This window comes from Streptococcus oralis (assembly GCF_901543815.1).
Lineage (GTDB): Bacteria > Bacillota > Bacilli > Lactobacillales > Streptococcaceae > Streptococcus > Streptococcus oralis_CM.
In genome coordinates, this window is record NZ_CABEIU010000002.1 from 943,471 (window position 1) to 959,803 (window position 16,333).

A 16,333-nucleotide genomic window follows, 5' to 3' on the forward strand; every position below is an offset into this window, starting at 1 on the left:
GAAAGGAAACTCAATGCCCTACAAATTTCTACTCTTCGACCTTGACCACACCTTGCTTGATTTTGATGCTGCTGAGGATGTTGCACTGACCCAACTCTTAAAAGAAGAAGGGGTTGCAGACATTCAAGCCTATAAAGACTATTACGTTCCCATGAACAAGGCTCTCTGGAAGGACTTGGAGCAAAAGAAAATTAGTAAACAAGAGCTGGTTAACACGCGCTTTTCTCGTTTATTTGCTCATTTCGGACTGGAAAAAGACGGTACGTTACTTGCCCAGCGTTACCAATTTTACTTAGCCCAACAGGGACAAACTTTTTCAGGTGCTCATGAACTCTTGGACAGCCTTATCGAGCGTGATTATGAGCTGTACGCTGCGACAAATGGAATAACTGCTATTCAGACAGGTCGTTTGGCTCAGTCGGGTCTGGCTCCTTATTTCAACCAAGTCTTTATCTCTGAGCAGTTGCAAACCCAAAAGCCTGATGCACTATTCTACGAAAAAATCGGTCAGCAGATTGAAGGCTTCAACAAAGAAAAGGCGCTGATGATTGGAGATTCCCTAACCGCTGACATTCAAGGTGGAAATAATGCTGGAATCAACACTATCTGGTACAATCCCCATCATCTGGAAAATAAGACGCAAGCCCAGCCGACTTATGAAGTTGAGTCTTATCAAGCTCTTCTAGATCTCCTAGATAAACTGTAAAAAGTGGTTTCCATAGCCACTTTTTGCTATAATAGAAGCAGTAAAAACGAAGGAGTTGGCGATGCAACACTCATCTTGGCATGCTTTGATTAAGGAGCAATTACCTGAGGGGTATTTTGGGCAAATAAACCACTTTATGCAGCAGGTCTATGCGCAAGGAACAGTCTATCCGCCTAAGGAAAAAGTTTTTCAGGCTCTATTGACAACACCTCTAGAAGAGGTTAAGGTGGTGATTCTGGGGCAGGATCCCTATCACGGACCAGGTCAGGCGCAGGGCTTAAGTTTTTCTGTACCGGATACCATTCCAGCTCCGCCATCCTTGCAAAATATTCTGAAAGAATTGTCAGATGATATCGGCGTTAAGAAATCTCATGATTTGACATCTTGGGCTGAGCAAGGAGTCTTACTTCTCAATGCTTGCTTGACCGTTCCTGCTGGGCAGGCCAATGGCCATGCTGGGCAGATATGGGAGCCTTTTACAGATGCTGTGATTCAGGTTGTCAATCATCTAGACAGACCAGTAGTCTTTGTACTCTGGGGATCCTATGCACGTAAGAAGAAGGCCTTGGTTACCAATCCTCATCACTTGATTATCGAATCAGCTCACCCAAGTCCTTTATCTGTTTACAGAGGATTTTGGGGTTCCAAGCCTTTTTCCAAGGCTAATGCATTCTTAAAAGAGACCGAACAAGAGCCAATCGATTGGCTTAGATAAGGAGAAAATATGCCTCAGTTAGCGACAATTTGCTACATTGATAACGGAAAAGAACTGCTCATGCTCCATCGTAATAAGAAGCCCAATGATGTCCACGAAGGCAAATGGATTGGTGTGGGTGGTAAGCTAGAGCGAGGAGAGACACCTCAGGAGTGCGCAGCGCGTGAAATCCTCGAAGAGACAGGCCTCAAAGCCAAGCCAGTTCTAAAAGGTGTCATCACTTTTCCAGAATTCACGACAGATTTAGACTGGTACACCTATGTTTTTAAGGTGACAGAGTTTGAAGGTGAGTTGATTGAATGCAACGAGGGAACATTAGAATGGGTTCCCTATGATGAAGTTTTGAGCAAGCCAACTTGGGAGGGTGACCACACCTTTGTTGAGTGGCTTTTAGAAGATAAACCCTTCTTTTCAGCAAAGTTTGTTTATGATGGGGATAAATTGTTGGATACCCAAGTGGATTTCTATGAATAAAGGAGAAAGCAGATGCTACTAATCAAAAATGGTCGTGTAATGGATCCCAAGTCTGGTTTGGATCAAGTGTGTGATGTTTTAGTGCAAGATGGGAAAATTGTCAAAATAGCTGCCAAAATCAAGGAAGAAGGGGCAGAGGTGCTTGATGCTACGGGACTTGTTGTTGCGCCTGGACTAGTCGATATCCATGTTCATTTCCGTGAACCTGGTCAAACCCACAAGGAGGACATCCATACTGGGGCCCTAGCAGCCGCTGCAGGTGGCTTTACAACCGTTGTCATGATGGCTAATACTAGTCCAACCATTTCGGATGTAGAGACTCTTCAAGAAGTTCTCCAGTCAGCTGCCAAGGAAAAGATTAACGTCAAGACAGTTGCGACCATTACTAAGAACTTTAATGGCCAAGACTTGACAGACTTTAAGGCACTCTTAGAAGCTGGAGCTGTTGGTTTTTCTGATGACGGTATTCCGCTTGAGAGCAGTAAAGTGGTCAAGGAAGCCATGGAAGAAGCTAAAAAACTTAATACTTTTATTAGTCTTCATGAGGAAGATCCAGGTTTGAATGGGATTCTTGGATTTAACGAAAAAATCGCTAAAGACCACTTCAAGATCTGTGGTGCGACAGGGGTGGCAGAATATGCTATGATTGCGCGTGATGTCATGATTGCCTATGCAACCAAGGCTCATGTCCATATTCAGCATTTGTCTAAGGAGGAAAGTGTCAAGGTGGTGGAGTTCGCTCAAGGTTTGGGTGCTCATGTCACAGCAGAAGTAGCCCCTCAGCATTTCTCAAAGACAGAAGCCCTCCTCTTGACGCAAGGTAGTAATGCTAAAATGAATCCTCCGCTTCGTTTGGAGTCAGATCGTCGTGCCGTGATTGAAGGTCTCAAGTCGGGTGTTATCTCTGTGATTGCCACAGACCATGCGCCTCACCATGCGGATGAGAAGAATGTAGAGGATATCACTAAAGCACCATCTGGTATGACTGGTTTGGAAACCTCTCTATCTCTTGGCTTGACTTATTTGGTGGAAGCTGGTGAGCTAAGCTTAATGGAATTGCTAGAAAAAATGACGGTCAATCCAGCCAAACTTTACAACTTTGAAGCAGGCTACTTGGCTGAAAATGGTCCAGCGGACATCACTATCTTTGATGACAAGGCTGATCGTACTGTTGGTCCAAACTTCGCTTCAAAATCATCTAATTCTCCATTTATAGGGGAAACTTTAAAAGGGCAGGTCAAATATACTATCTGTAAGGGACAAATCATCTACCAAAACTAGATGGGACTCTGCTCTATAAACTATAAGAATAGAGAGCGTATATGTATCCAACCCATCAATTTAAAGATAAGTTTGTCTTATTTCTTAAGATATTTTTCCCTATCCTGATTTATCAGTTTGCCAATTATTCTGCCTCTTTTGTGGATACAACCATGACTGGGCAGTACAATACCATGGACTTGGCTGGTGTTTCAACTGCAACGAGTCTATGGAATCCTTTCTTCACTTTTTTAACAGGGATTGTTTCGGCCATGGTGCCCATCATCGGTCATCACCTAGGACGGGGGAAAAAGAACGAAGTGGCATCTGACTTTTACCAATTTATTTATTTGGCGTTTGGACTGTCTTTGGTTTTGCTTGGCATGGTGCTTTTTCTAGCACCTCCAGTCTTAAACCATATCGGACTAGAAGCCCAAGTGGCGGTGGTCTCAGTTCGTTATCTTTGGTATTTGTCTATCGGAATTATTCCCTTGTTGCTCTTTAGCGTTATCCGATCGTTACTTGATTCTCTCGGTTTAACCAAGCTATCTATGTACCTCATGCTTTTACTGCTACCTTTAAATTGTGGATTTAACTATTTGTTGATCTACGGAGCCTTTGGGTTTCCAGAGTTAGGTGGCGCAGGAGCAGGGTTGGGAACTTCTCTAGCTTACTGGTGTCTCCTTGGAATCTCTGTCATCATCCTTTTGAAGCAGAAAAACCTAAAAGAACTTCATTTAGAACAAGGTGCCTCTCTGAATTTAGAGAGAATCATGGAAGGAATTCGCTTGGGCTTACCAATCGGTGGAACTGTTTTTGCTGAGGTTATTATTTTTTCAGTCGTTGGTTTGATTATGGCTAAGTTTTCGTCTATGATTATTGCCAGCCACCAGTCAGCCATGAACTTTTCGACGCTCATGTATGCTTTTCCCATGAGTATTTCTTCTGCCATGGCCATCGTTGTTTCTTATGAGGTAGGAGCTAAGCGCTTTGATGATGCTAAGACCTATATCAAACTTGGACGTTGTATAGCACTGATATTTGCAGGCTTTACATTGAGCTTTCTCTATATTTTGAGAGATGTCGTAGCCAGTTTATATGGCAATAATCCTGACTTCATTGAACTAACATCTACCTTCCTAACTTATAGTCTTTTTTTCCAGTTAGCTGACACCGTTGCAGCTCCGCTTCAGGGGATTTTAAGAGGGTATAAGGACACTATCGTTCCTTTCTATCTTGGCCTAATCGGATACTGGGGAGTAGCGATACCTCTAGGATATCTACTAGATCAAGCAACTGACTTAGGGGCATTTGCCTACTGGATTGGGTTGATTGCCAGCTTAATTGTTTCTGGTTGTTTGTATCAATGGCGATTGCAAACCGTAATGAAAAAATTGAGCTAATTTTAAGAAATTATCCTGAAAAATCACTTTGTGAAAAAATGCTCTAACTAGAGAGAATCCCTGTTTTAACAGGGGTTTATTTTTTTATATTGTGAAATTTTATCGGTCATATACTTTGACAGTGTATACTAAAAAAGGTAAAATAGTAAGGTAAGTACAAAGTTAGAAAGGCAAGATTATGTCAACTTTAGATAAGAATCTTTTGCTAGAGATGTTCCGTAAGATGGAAGAAATCCGTCGCATGGACTTAAAAATTGCTCAGTTAGTGAAAAAGGGAAAAGTCCCTGGTATGACTCACTTTTCTGTTGGAGAGGAAGCTGCTAACGTCGGAGCTATGCTGGCCCTCAATCCAGATGATCTGATTACCTCAAATCACCGTGGTCATGGTCAAGCTATCGCCAAAGGGATTGACCTCAACGGAATGATGGCTGAAATCCTTGGGAAATACACTGGAACCTGTAAAGGAAAAGGTGGTTCCATGCACATTGCTGACCTTGATGCTGGTAACCTTGGTGCCAATGGTATCGTAGGTGGTGGTATGGGAATCGCTGTTGGTGCAGCTCTCAGTCAGCAAATGCAGAATACTGGAAAAATCGTTGTTTGTTTCTTTGGAGATGGGGCGACCAACGAAGGTGTCTTCCACGAAGCAGTGAACATGGCTTCTATTTGGAAACTTCCTGTTATTTTCTACTGCATTAACAACGGCTATGGTATCTCTGCGGATATCAAGAAAATGACCAATGTAGAGCACATTCATCAACGTAGTGCTGCTTATGGAATTCCTGGAATGTTTATCGAAGATGGCAACAATGTCATTGATGTCTATGAAGGATTTAAGAAAGCCGTAGACCATGTTCGTGGTGGCAATGGTCCAGTCTTGATTGAAAGTGTAACTTATCGCTGGCTTGGTCACTCATCATCTGACCCTGGTAAATATCGTACGCGTGAAGAAGTGGAATTGTGGAAACAAAAAGACCCAATTGAAAACCTTCGCAAGTACCTCGTTGAAAATAATATTGCAAGTGCTCAAGAATTGGAAGAAATCCAAGCACAAGTCAAGGAAGCAGTGGAAGCTTCTGTTAAATTTGCAGAAGAAAGCCCATTCCCACCACTTGAATCAGCCTTTGAAGATATTTACGCAGACTAAGGAGAAAGAGATAAAATGGAAACAAAAACAATGTCCTTCCGCGACACCATTATCCTTGCTATGTCTGAGGAAATGCGTCGCGATGAAAATGTGTTCTTGATGGGAGAAGACGTCGGTGTCTTTGGAGGGGACTTCGGAACTTCTGTTGGAATGCTCGAAGAATTTGGTCCAGAACGTGTCCGTGACTGTCCTATTTCTGAAGCTGCTATCTCTGGAGCAGCAGCAGGAGCGGCCATGACAGGTCTTCGTCCAATCGTCGACATGACCTTCATGGACTTCTCGGTTATTGCCATGGACAATATCGTCAACCAAGCAGCTAAAACACGTTATATGTTTGGTGGTAAAGGTCAGGTTCCAATGACAGTCCGATGTGCAGCTGGTAACGGAGTTGGTTCTGCCGCACAGCACTCGCAATCCCTAGAGTCTTGGTTTACTCACATTCCTGGACTAAAGGTTGTAGCTCCAGGTACACCTGCGGACATGAAAGGACTGATTAAGTCTTCTATCCGTGATAACAACCCTGTTATCATTCTTGAGTACAAGTCAGAATTTAACCAAAAAGGGGAAGTGCCAGTTGATCCAGACTACACAATCCCACTTGGAGTTGGGGAAATCAAACGCGAAGGAACGGATGTAACAGTCGTTACTTACGGTAAAATGCTTCGTCGTGTGGTTCAAGCTGCTGAAGAATTAGCTGAAGAAGGAATTTCAGTTGAAATTGTGGACCCACGTACCCTTGTTCCACTTGATAAGGATATCATCATTAACTCAGTGAAGAAGACAGGTAAGGTCGTACTGGTCAACGATGCCCATAAAACAAGTGGCTATATCGGAGAGATTTCAGCAATTATTTCAGAATCAGAAGCATTTGACTATCTAGATGCACCAATCCGCCGTTGTGCAGGAGAAGATGTGCCAATGCCTTACGCACAAAACCTAGAAAATGCTATGATTCCAACCGTTGAAAGCATCAAAGATGCAATCCGAAAAACCTATAACAAAGAATAGAACTACATAAGATAAATTATGTAAAACAATTGTTCTTTTTAACTTTAACAACTTGAGATATGTTTTGTATCCAAGTTGTTTGTAAAGTTGCGACAGGAACGAATCGAATTGTTATTATTCGATGAGTGACTTAGTAAGTCTACTAGGTTGACCGCCTAATAGCGGCAACCGTAGCAACTTGAGATGCGTGTTGTATCCAAGTTACTTGTAGAGTTGTAATTGAATTCGGACGGAGGTCTGCGAAAAAAAGATAGATTTCCTTGTGTTCATCGAACACATCGTCAATCTCCTATTTTTTCATTGCCCTCTTCGTCCTTAATATCTTATATTCGAACACGGGCTAAAAGCTCGAGAAAAAGATAAATCTCCTTGGCTTCATCGAAGTCTGCGTTGATTTCCTATTTTTTGGTCGCTTTTAAACGCCCTTAGTATCATAATTAGAATTGGAGAGGTCATGGCTGATGACAAGCTAAGAGCGACTCCTGCGGCTAGAAAGTTAGCGGATGATTTAGGTATCAACCTCTACGACGTTTCTGGCTCAGGTGCAAACGGTCGTGTCCACAAAGAAGACGTGGAAACTTATAAAGACACAAACGTGGTTCGCATTTCGCCACTTGCAAAACGAATTGCCCTCGAACATAACATTGCTTGGCAGGAAATCCAAGGAACAGGTCATCGTGGTAAAATCATGAAGAAGGATGTTTTAGCCTTGCTTCCTGAAAATATCGAAAACGACACTATCAAGTCTCCTGCTCAAATCGAAAAAGTGGAAGAAGTTCCAGACAATATCACTCCTTATGGTGAGATTGAGCGTATTCCAATGACACCAATGCGTAAGGTTATTGCGCAACGTATGGTTGAATCTTACCTAACTGCGCCAACTTTCACACTCAACTACGATGTCGATATGTCAGAAATGTTGGCTCTTCGTAAGAAGGTTCTTGAGCCGATCATGGAAGCAACTGGCAAGAAAATTACGGTTACAGACCTTCTTTCTCTCGCTGTTGTGAAGACCTTAATGAAACACCCATACATCAACGCTTCGTTGACCGAAGATGGCAAAACTATTATCACTCACAACTATGTCAACCTTGCGATGGCAGTTGGGATGGATAATGGATTGATGACACCTGTTGTCTATAATGCTGAAAAATTAAGCTTGTCTGAGTTGGTAGTTGCATTTAAAGATGTGATTGGACGTACCTTGGATGGTAAATTGGCTCCAAGCGAACTGCAAAATTCAACCTTCACAATCAGTAACTTGGGAATGTTTGGCGTTCAGTCCTTTGGTCCTATTATTAACCAACCAAACTCAGCTATTCTGGGTGTAAGTTCGACAATCGAGAAACCAGTTGTTGTCAATGGTGAGATTGTTATCCGACCAATCATGAGCCTTGGATTAACCATTGACCACCGTGTCGTAGATGGTATGGCTGGTGCTAAGTTTATGAAAGATTTGAAAGCCCTGATTGAGAATCCGATCTCAATGTTGGTTTAAAAATACAGTATTTATTTTTAGAGATATAGATAAAGGAAGTAAGACATGGCCTTAGAAGTAATTATGCCAAAAGCCGGCGTGGATATGACAGAAGGACAAATCGTCCAATGGAATAAAAAAGTCGGTGAATTTGTAAAAGAAGGAGAAATCCTTTTGGAAATCATGACTGACAAAGTCAGCATGGAATTGGAAGCCGAAGAAGATGGATACTTGATTGCCATCCTCAAAGGAGATGGTGAAACTGTCCCTGTAACGGAAGTTATCGGTTACCTTGGTGAAGAAGGGGAAAATATCCCAACAGCTGGAGTAGCAGCGCCAGAAGCTAGCCCTGCACCTGCAGTTAGTGCCTCAAACGACGACGGTAAAAGCGATGACGCCTTTGATATCGTTGTGATTGGTGGAGGTCCTGCTGGTTATGTAGCGGCCATTAAGGCAGCCCAACTCGGTGGTAAGGTTGCCCTTGTTGAGAAATCTGAACTTGGTGGAACTTGCTTGAACCGTGGTTGTATTCCAACTAAGACATACCTTCACAATGCTGAAATCATCGAAAACATCGGTCATGCAGCAAACCGTGGTATTGTCATCGAAAATCCAAACTTCACTGTAAATATGGATAAACTCCTTGAAACCAAGTCTAAGGTTGTCAATACTTTGGTTGGCGGCGTTGCAGGTCTTCTTCGTAGCTACGGAGTTACTGTTCATAAGGGAATTGGTACCATCACTAAAGATAAGAATGTCTTGGTAAATGGTTCTGAATTGCTTGAAACCAAGAAAATTATCCTTGCTGGTGGTTCAAAAGTCAGCAAGATCAACGTTCCTGGTATGGAATCTCCACTCGTGATGACCAGCGACGACATTCTTGAAATGAACGAAGTTCCTGAAAGCCTTGTTATCATCGGTGGTGGAGTTGTCGGTATCGAACTCGGTCAAGCCTTCATGACATTTGGTTCAAAAGTAACTGTTATCGAAATGATGGACCGTATCGTTCCAGCTATGGATGCTGAAGTTTCTAAGAACCTTCGTTTGATCCTTGAGCGTAAAGGAATGACCATCTTAACAGGTACAAAACTGCAAGAAATTATCGAGGAAGATGGTCAACTTCGTATCAAAGTTGAAGGAAAAGACGATATCATCGCAAACAAAGCTCTTCTTTCAATCGGTCGTGTTCCAGATCTTGAAGGTATTGGCGATGTTGAGTTTGAATTGGATCGTGGTCGTATCAAGGTCAACGAATACATGGAAACTTCTGTTCCAGGTATCTATGCACCAGGTGATATCAATGGTACTAAGATGTTGGCCCACGCTGCCTTCCGTATGGGTGAAGTAGCAGCTGAGAATGCGCTTAAAGGAAACCATGTTGTAGCGAAACTTAACTTAACTCCTGCAGCCATTTACACTCTTCCTGAAGTAGCAGCAGTAGGTTTAACAGAAGAGCAAGCTCGTGAGAAATACGATGTTGCTATCGGTAAATTCAACTTTGCAGCTAACGGACGTGCCATTGCTTCTGATGCGGCTCAAGGTTTCGTTAAAGTCATTGCAGATAAGAAATACGGAGAAATCCTTGGCGTCCATATCATCGGTCCTGCAGCTGCAGAATTGATCAACGAAGCGTCAAGCATCATCGAAATGGAAATAACTGTTGAAGAAATGCTGAAGACCATCCACGGACACCCAACATACTCTGAAGTGATGTACGAAGCATTTGCGGATGTTTTAGGAATGGCTATCCATTCACCTAAGAAAAAATAAATAAGATTTTCAACTAAATTTTCTTAAAGTAGTACGGACGGCAGCGACCTCTATTAGAGTTCCATGCCTAAAAATTGAGCCTCTTGTCACAATTTTTCCGAGAAATGTAACGATAACACGTTACATTTCTTTTTACCACTTTAGAAAATTGGATTGCTATGAACAGAATTTAAAAACTAAATTTTTGGAAATACTATGAAATATATTATCAATCATTCAAACGACACTGCTTTTAATATCGCCTTGGAAGAATATGCCTTTAAACATCTATTGGATGAGGATCAAATCTTCCTACTTTGGATTAACAAACCATCTATCATCGTCGGGCGTCACCAGAACACTATCGAAGAAATTAACCGTGATTATGTTCGAGAAAATGGTATTGAGGTAGTCCGTCGTATCAGTGGTGGCGGAGCTGTTTATCACGATCTAAACAATCTCAACTACACGATTATCTCAAAAGAAGATGAAAACCGTGCCTTTGACTTCAAGAGTTTTTCAACTCCAGTAATCAATACCTTGGCTCAACTTGGTGTTAAAGCTGAATTCACAGGTCGTAACGACCTTGAGATTGACGGTAAGAAGTTCTGTGGAAATGCCCAAGCCTATATCAATGGCCGTATCATGCACCATGGTTGTTTGCTCTTTGACGTTGATTTATCAGTCCTTGCCAATGCTTTGAAAGTTTCAAAAGATAAATTTGAATCAAAAGGTGTGAAATCCGTCCGTGCCCGTGTAACCAATATTATCAATGAATTGCCAGAAAAAATCACAGTTGAAGAATTCCGTGATTTGCTATTGGAATACATGAAAAAAGAGTACCCAGAGATGACCGAATACGTTTTTTCTGAGGAAGAATTGGCTGAAATCAATCACATCAAAGATACCAAGTTTGGAACTTGGGACTGGAACTACGGTAAATCACCTGAATTTAACATTCGTCGTGGAACAAAATTCACTAGTGGTAAAGTTGAAATTTTTGCCAACGTCATTGAATCAAAAATCCAAGATATCAAGATCTATGGTGACTTCTTTGGTATCGAAGACGTAGCAGCTGTAGAAGATGTCCTTCGTGGAGTAAAATACGAACGCGAAGATGTCCTTAAGGCCTTAGAAACTATTGACATCACACGCTACTTTGCTGGTATTAGCCGAGAAGAAATCGCTGAAGCAGTAGTGGGATAAAAAGAAAAGAAGCTGGTTGTATGACTAGCTTCTTTTTCGAACTATCATTTACATAATTTATTTTATGTATTTCACAAACTATCCAAAGCATTCTTTTGTTCATCATTGACGATATGGGTATAGAGGTCAGTGACTTGCGTACTGGCGTGTCCTAGCTGGTGGCTGACCAAAACTTGCGATTTAGTTGCATCATAGAGTCTAGTTGCTAGGGTATGGCGTAGTTTATGGGGAGTTACACGGACTTTGAAGTCTTCAGAGTACTTAGCAACCATCTTTTCAACGCTGGAAGCATCGATACGATTGGGAACACCACGATATAAGGTCAGAAAGAGTGCTGTATCTGTCTTTTCCGTCTTATAGCGTTGATTTCGAATGGCGAGATAATTTTCAAGATAAGGCTTAGCAAAAGCAGCGACATTAACAGAATCACGTTTCCCCCCTTTTCGAGTGACATCAATAACCATCATTTTGAGATTGAGGTCTCTTAGATCCAGATTAACAGCTTCAGATAAGCGAACACCTGAGGCCAAGAGAAGGGCAATAATGGCCAAATCACGTTCTTTATTTTTATTGAATGATGAGAGAGCGCGATTTGAGAGTTGTTGAGGGTACTCTTGGTCGATATAAGTTAGAAAACCTTCTGTTTCATCACCTAGAAAGAGCTTTTGCTTGATGTTTTCAGCTCTGGCAGCAAGGGTTTCTTTCTTTTTCTTGGTTGAAACTTTCTTCATTACATTACGATAGAAATAGGGCTCTCCTTGCTCGTTTTCAACTTCCTCGGTTAGATACTTATAAAGACTAGAAAGTGCCGATAAGGTTCGATTGATAGTTGTCTGAGAGACACCTTGCTTGGTTGTATTGGCATTCAGCAATGGGCGTTCACGTAGATATAGGATAAAGGATTCCATGTCTTTTTTTGTCATATGTTCTAAGACAGATAAGGGGATATCGGCCATTGTATCAACGTTTGAAATGCCAGACTCTAAAACCCAGCTAAAAAATCGATCATATTCCTTAAGGTATTCGTACAAGGTTGTAAAACTATAGGGGACAGCAAGCTTTGATTGGTAGTATTCCAGAACATACCAGGGCATGATTTGTTTCAGTTTGTCGATTCGTTCCAGTAAAATCTCACGTTTCATGTATTTTCTCCATAATTAAGTCTACTAGTAGTATAGCATAGACTCGTATATTTTTCAAGAAAATTATAGTTTTTCGGAAAAATGTTATGGGAGCTTTTTTAAGTGAAGAAAAATAACCAAAAATTTTTTTAGAGCTAATTATTCTTAATTATGTACTTTATTTAAGTGAATACTGGAAATTTTAAAAGCTGTCCATCTACTGTAATATGTACTTTATCTAAGTGAAAACTAAAAACTTTTCAAATGTACATTTTGACAAAATAAGAACACTTTACTTAAAGTGTTCTTATTTTTTTATATCTTTTTTAAACTGTATAAAATGTTCTTGCTTTCTTCTGTAACCTTTGCAAATCGAACATGCCTTTTTATTTCGTTTTCTGTATGCCATTCTTTCTTTAACTTGAATTTTATAACGATGTTCTGGATTTTCTTGACATATCCACCATACAGACATATTACTCAACTCTGTGATTTCAGTTGGACTTGCTATAATGACTTACTGATATTCTCCAGTGCATACAGGACATTTCCACCATGCGGTATATGTTGAATTAACTCTTACTGAAGACATTTCTTGTTTATTTAATATAGACCAATTCTTTAATTAACCAAGGATGTGTTGTTTCAAGATCGTTATAACTTTTGCAGTCTTTTTAAATGAACAATATGGGCAACATTGGTCGTTTTCGGAGCGTTCAGAAATTTTCGCTTTATAACTCCTGTGACATTTACGACAAATCCAATCAACTATTATATTTGAATCATAAAAGAAAGTGTCAATATCTCCGTTAAGTTCTTTCACCCATTCATTGATTAAGTACGGTTTAGCGAAGCTTATTTTTTCATTTGGTTTAGGGATTTTTTTATTACAGTAAGGACAAATAGAGTTAAGATTATTAAAGTCACTGTTGGTAAATACATCTAAAACAATACCTAACTTTTCATTGAATTCTAATTCGCAACAATCACAAATCCAAGTAAATATTTTATTTTCGGATCCTACTGATGTTACCTCTTTGATTAATGCATCCTAATATTGAATATAGGACTCCTGAATTACTTCGATAAAAAAGTTAACTACAGAAACAACGGAATTAAATTTGTTTTTTGCGCTAAAATGATGCGCACGTTTAGAATAAAACAAGTATTAAGCTTAATACAATTTTAACATAGCGGAAAAGAGGTGTAAAGAATAAATACTCTGAAAAGCTTGTATACATTTTTGATTCGTGCACAAGTATGTAAATATTGTAAAACAATTTCAAAATGTGGTAGACTAGATATGAATTTTGATGGACGATAATTAGGTCAGAGAAAAGGTTACAGATGAAAAAATTAGTTTTTATCGGAATGCTAGTGTTTTTGGCATTTGTGTTTATTGGAATATTGTTTTGGCTGCGTTTTAGAATGAAGAACACCTTTGAGAACGGTGTTCCAGTGTACGATGCCCCGGCAAATAATCAGACTAGGACGAGTAAGCTAAGCGTAGGAGAGTTATGCAGTGCACATAATTTTAATACTAATTAGCGCTGTAATTGCCTTTAAGGTCATGAGTATGTTCCGTCATGGGGCGGCGCCAATTGGTGCTGCTATAATCACGCCTTCTATAATGTCGCTTTTCAATGCACGAAGGAGAACCGGGAAATCTTGGATGAGTATCGTTGCAGTGCTTATGATATTCGTGTTTTTGATGTTTGTATATATAATTGTAGGTCTACCTGATAACGCACCTCCACTTAAAATTGACGGAACTGAAATTCATCTTACAGAGACTAAGATTTCGGATTTGATAGACAAGGGGTTTGAAATTTATGTGTCAAATGGTAGACATGATTATCCTAATTATAACGAGCTTTTGACAACGGGAAGCTATACTAAATACCAAGGAGCTGGGGTTAGCGTACCAAACGGCTTTAAGTCATATGACTCAGCAGTTACGCGATCTACCTATCTTCTTGTAAAGAAGAATGTAGTTCTCGGATGTATAGGTGTTTACGGAGATAAGAGGAAGAGTACGGAGCTGAAGGACTGTGTAGTTACGCAGGTTTGCTTCGATTCTGAGTGCACAGCTGTTGCCAAAAAATATGGAATTTCATATAATATAGATGGTATAGATTTGCTAAAGAAGCTTGACGAAAACGAGTTCACGAAAGTATTTGGGAAAAAAATATGGCTGACTCTAAGCGAGCCAAGAGATGAATATTTGAGTCATTATGGCGTGCAGTGGGGAGCAGGTAACAATGAATTCTTTTGGAATCATTATTTTATGAATTTAGACCTTGATTCGAATAATGATATAGTTAATTTTAATTTTAGTTCTAATATTGCAGCAGAGCGATAGAAGAATTTACAGGGATAATTAGGCAAAATGAAAAAGAAAAAAGTACTAAGTAAGACAAAGTATGCTATTTATCTTCTAGTGGTCCACCTTATATGCATACTTTTCACTATAAGTAAAATAGTGATACCTTCATGGGGTCACTGGTTAGAGACGACATGCTTTCTTTGGACAAGCTTTCCTACCTATGTATGCGTGTTAATAGCCATTCTCCCAATGGTATGCTTTTGGCCATATTTGATTAGTGCAGATTTTAAGCCGGGTACAGCAAAGACCTTGCTTGCGACTTTTGGTCTAATAGTAGGTAACGTGACTCTGATTTTGATATATACGACTATTTTGCACAAGGTATTATAGGTATAAAAAAATCCCTTTATAGGGATTTTTTGATTTCTTCAAGTAGCTCGTCATATTCTTCAAATGCTGGAACCTCTGGGTGATCCTTCTTGATTGATTCGGTGCTTCTAACAAGAATCCTTGTGGGTGTCTCCTTGAAAGAAGTCGGTTTAATCGACGGTCAAGGCAGTTGATTTGGTTAGTCCAAATTATTCGGCAAGCCATAAAAATACTCAAATTTCTCCCAATAACATTGTCATCATAGATAGTTTCCCCTTATCACTTTGTCAACCAGTCCGTAACCATAGAGCACATGTTTTTAATGAACTAGCCGACATTGGTTACAATTCCTCTAAGCACCTTTGGTTCTATGGATTCAAAGTACATATGCTGGTCACCCTATCAGGCTATATTCTGAATTATGTTGTAACGCCTGCCTCAGTACATGATATTAGGGCAGTTGATGACTTACTAGAAAATTGTTCTCAACCCTATGTTTTAGCTGATTTAGCTTATCTTAGCTATGAACTCAGAGAACAGTTGAAACAGAAAGGTTACCATCTTTGGACGCCTTTACGTCAAAAGATGGTAAGAGCTAAACAACATAATCATTGGAAACTAATGGCTATGAGACGGACTATTGAAACTCGATTTTCAGAACTTTGTGCTTTTTTTGATGTCGAACAAACACTAGCTAGAGGCTTAACAGGATTGCAGTTGAGAATGGAGCAAATTGTACTGACTTATAATCTGAGATACTTTGAGATTAACTAGCACCACGAGTAAAAATCTATATCTTACTATCAATAAGACCTTAAATGAGTAGCAAAAAATGTACAATTGAACCACTACTTCTTCTGCACCTATTAGAGTAAAAATGTACAAATCAATTCCTTAAATCAGATGAAGTTATGAACTAGAAAATATACAAAATAACACTTCAAAATAATGTACAAAATAAAAATAAAGTACACTCCTTAAAGAATGGACTTTATGCTTCTAATTCAGTTGTATCAATAGTTTAGCTCACGTTAAGTCAATTGTACATAAACTTTTAGTTTTTAAAAAAGACTTAAACCTGTGTAAAACAAATCTAAATCTTTGGAGTTATTATTGTGAATCATTATCTAGTGCTTTTTCTAGTTTCCAAATACTAAACCAGAATGAAATAGTCAGCAGAATAAGGAAAATAAAAAAGAGATTATCAGTAACGAAACTTCTGTTCATTCTACATAACTGAAGAGCTATATAAGGAGCTATGAGATACAAAATACATTGTATAATTGCTATTGTTTTCTTTTTCATGATTTTAATCTTACTGTACAGATTTGATACAGTAAACTCCTTTCTAGCTTTATGCTTTATCATTTCT

General features: G+C 39.7%; 15 protein-coding genes and 1 pseudogene. 12 read left to right on the forward strand and 4 right to left on the reverse strand.

Features of this window, described 5'->3' with window-relative positions:
• Positions 1-13 precede the first annotated feature (13 nt).
• The 10 genes from pynA to FQT28_RS04810 all read left to right on the forward strand — a co-directional run bounded on the left by pynA (position 14) and on the right by FQT28_RS04810 (position 11,145).
• On the forward strand, positions 14-706 hold the full coding sequence (pynA, locus tag FQT28_RS04765) for a pyrimidine 5'-nucleotidase PynA (protein ID WP_143989571.1): 693 nt from the start codon (positions 14-16) through the stop codon (positions 704-706).
• 61 nt (positions 707-767) lie between these two features.
• Entirely contained in the window at positions 768-1,421 is a 654-nt protein-coding gene (locus FQT28_RS04770; protein WP_143989572.1) for a uracil-DNA glycosylase, read from the forward strand.
• 9 nt (positions 1,422-1,430) lie between these two features.
• Positions 1,431-1,895, forward strand: coding sequence for an NUDIX hydrolase (locus tag FQT28_RS04775; RefSeq protein ID WP_143989573.1), 465 nt, complete (start codon positions 1,431-1,433; stop codon positions 1,893-1,895).
• Between the two features lie 12 nt (positions 1,896-1,907).
• Positions 1,908-3,176, forward strand: coding sequence for a dihydroorotase (locus FQT28_RS04780; protein WP_143989574.1), 1,269 nt, complete (start codon positions 1,908-1,910; stop codon positions 3,174-3,176).
• 41 nt (positions 3,177-3,217) lie between these two features.
• Positions 3,218-4,558 (forward strand): MATE family efflux transporter, encoded by a 1,341-nt coding sequence (locus FQT28_RS04785; RefSeq protein WP_143989575.1) that lies wholly within the window; start codon positions 3,218-3,220, stop codon positions 4,556-4,558.
• Positions 4,559-4,736: 178 nt separating this feature from the next.
• Positions 4,737-5,705, forward strand: a complete 969-nt coding sequence (locus tag FQT28_RS04790; RefSeq protein ID WP_143989576.1) for a thiamine pyrophosphate-dependent dehydrogenase E1 component subunit alpha — start codon at positions 4,737-4,739, stop codon at positions 5,703-5,705.
• Between the two features lie 15 nt (positions 5,706-5,720).
• The gene (locus tag FQT28_RS04795) at positions 5,721-6,713 is read left to right on the forward strand and encodes an alpha-ketoacid dehydrogenase subunit beta (protein ID WP_143989577.1); all 993 of its coding nucleotides are present in this window, start codon (positions 5,721-5,723) and stop codon (positions 6,711-6,713) included.
• 454 nt (positions 6,714-7,167) lie between these two features.
• Positions 7,168-8,211 carry a dihydrolipoamide acetyltransferase gene (locus FQT28_RS04800; RefSeq protein WP_143989578.1) on the forward strand — a complete coding sequence of 348 codons (1,044 nt, stop codon included), beginning with the start codon at positions 7,168-7,170 and terminating at the stop codon, positions 8,209-8,211.
• Positions 8,212-8,256: 45 nt separating this feature from the next.
• On the forward strand, positions 8,257-9,960 hold the full coding sequence (lpdA, locus tag FQT28_RS04805) for a dihydrolipoyl dehydrogenase (RefSeq protein WP_143989579.1): 1,704 nt from the start codon (positions 8,257-8,259) through the stop codon (positions 9,958-9,960).
• 195 nt (positions 9,961-10,155) lie between these two features.
• A complete protein-coding gene (locus FQT28_RS04810; protein WP_143989580.1) occupies positions 10,156-11,145 on the forward strand; it encodes a lipoate--protein ligase in 990 nt (329 codons plus the stop codon).
• A 71-nt stretch (positions 11,146-11,216) separates the two neighbouring features.
• Here the strand turns inward: FQT28_RS04810 and xerS are convergent, their stop codons facing one another.
• The 4 genes from xerS to FQT28_RS10210 form a co-directional block, all read right to left on the reverse strand.
• Positions 11,217-12,287 (reverse strand): tyrosine recombinase XerS, encoded by a 1,071-nt coding sequence (xerS, locus tag FQT28_RS04815; RefSeq protein WP_125448377.1) that lies wholly within the window; start codon positions 12,285-12,287, stop codon positions 11,217-11,219.
• Between the two features lie 286 nt (positions 12,288-12,573).
• Positions 12,574-12,741: a zinc-ribbon domain-containing protein gene (locus tag FQT28_RS04820; protein WP_398575127.1), complete on the reverse strand. Its 168-nt coding sequence runs from the start codon at positions 12,739-12,741 to the stop codon at positions 12,574-12,576.
• 42 nt (positions 12,742-12,783) lie between these two features.
• On the reverse strand, positions 12,784-12,858 hold the full coding sequence (locus FQT28_RS10105) for a zinc-ribbon domain-containing protein (RefSeq protein ID WP_472725607.1): 75 nt from the start codon (positions 12,856-12,858) through the stop codon (positions 12,784-12,786).
• Positions 12,859-12,891: 33 nt separating this feature from the next.
• Positions 12,892-13,308, reverse strand: coding sequence for a zinc-ribbon domain-containing protein (locus FQT28_RS10210; RefSeq protein WP_313769809.1), 417 nt, complete (start codon positions 13,306-13,308; stop codon positions 12,892-12,894).
• A gap of 630 nt (positions 13,309-13,938) precedes the next feature.
• Here FQT28_RS10210 and FQT28_RS04830 point away from each other — a divergent pair.
• Together FQT28_RS04830 and FQT28_RS04845 are read left to right on the forward strand one after the other, a co-directional pair.
• Positions 13,939-14,628 (forward strand): hypothetical protein, encoded by a 690-nt coding sequence (locus FQT28_RS04830; protein ID WP_260663447.1) that lies wholly within the window; start codon positions 13,939-13,941, stop codon positions 14,626-14,628.
• Positions 14,629-15,100: 472 nt separating this feature from the next.
• Positions 15,101-15,735: pseudogene (locus FQT28_RS04845) on the forward strand (IS982 family transposase); the annotation flags it as partial.
• Positions 15,736-16,333: the final 598 nt, after the last annotated feature.

Coding starts and splice junctions, on each gene's coding strand:
- FQT28_RS04800 (WP_143989578.1), top strand. CDS start 7,168: ATGGCTGATGACAAGCTAAGAGCGACTCCTGCGGCTAGAAAGTTAGCG.
- FQT28_RS04790 (WP_143989576.1), top strand. CDS start 4,737: ATGTCAACTTTAGATAAGAATCTTTTGCTAGAGATGTTCCGTAAGATG.
- FQT28_RS04820 (WP_398575127.1), bottom strand. CDS start 12,741: ATGTCTGTATGGTGGATATGTCAAGAAAATCCAGAACATCGTTATAAA.
- FQT28_RS04830 (WP_260663447.1), top strand. CDS start 13,939: ATGAGTATCGTTGCAGTGCTTATGATATTCGTGTTTTTGATGTTTGTA.
- FQT28_RS04795 (WP_143989577.1), top strand. CDS start 5,721: ATGGAAACAAAAACAATGTCCTTCCGCGACACCATTATCCTTGCTATG.
- pynA (WP_143989571.1), top strand. CDS start 14: ATGCCCTACAAATTTCTACTCTTCGACCTTGACCACACCTTGCTTGAT.
- xerS (WP_125448377.1), bottom strand. CDS start 12,287: ATGAAACGTGAGATTTTACTGGAACGAATCGACAAACTGAAACAAATC.
- FQT28_RS04785 (WP_143989575.1), top strand. CDS start 3,218: ATGTATCCAACCCATCAATTTAAAGATAAGTTTGTCTTATTTCTTAAG.
- FQT28_RS04775 (WP_143989573.1), top strand. CDS start 1,431: ATGCCTCAGTTAGCGACAATTTGCTACATTGATAACGGAAAAGAACTG.
- lpdA (WP_143989579.1), top strand. CDS start 8,257: ATGGCCTTAGAAGTAATTATGCCAAAAGCCGGCGTGGATATGACAGAA.
- FQT28_RS04780 (WP_143989574.1), top strand. CDS start 1,908: ATGCTACTAATCAAAAATGGTCGTGTAATGGATCCCAAGTCTGGTTTG.
- FQT28_RS04770 (WP_143989572.1), top strand. CDS start 768: ATGCAACACTCATCTTGGCATGCTTTGATTAAGGAGCAATTACCTGAG.
- FQT28_RS04810 (WP_143989580.1), top strand. CDS start 10,156: ATGAAATATATTATCAATCATTCAAACGACACTGCTTTTAATATCGCC.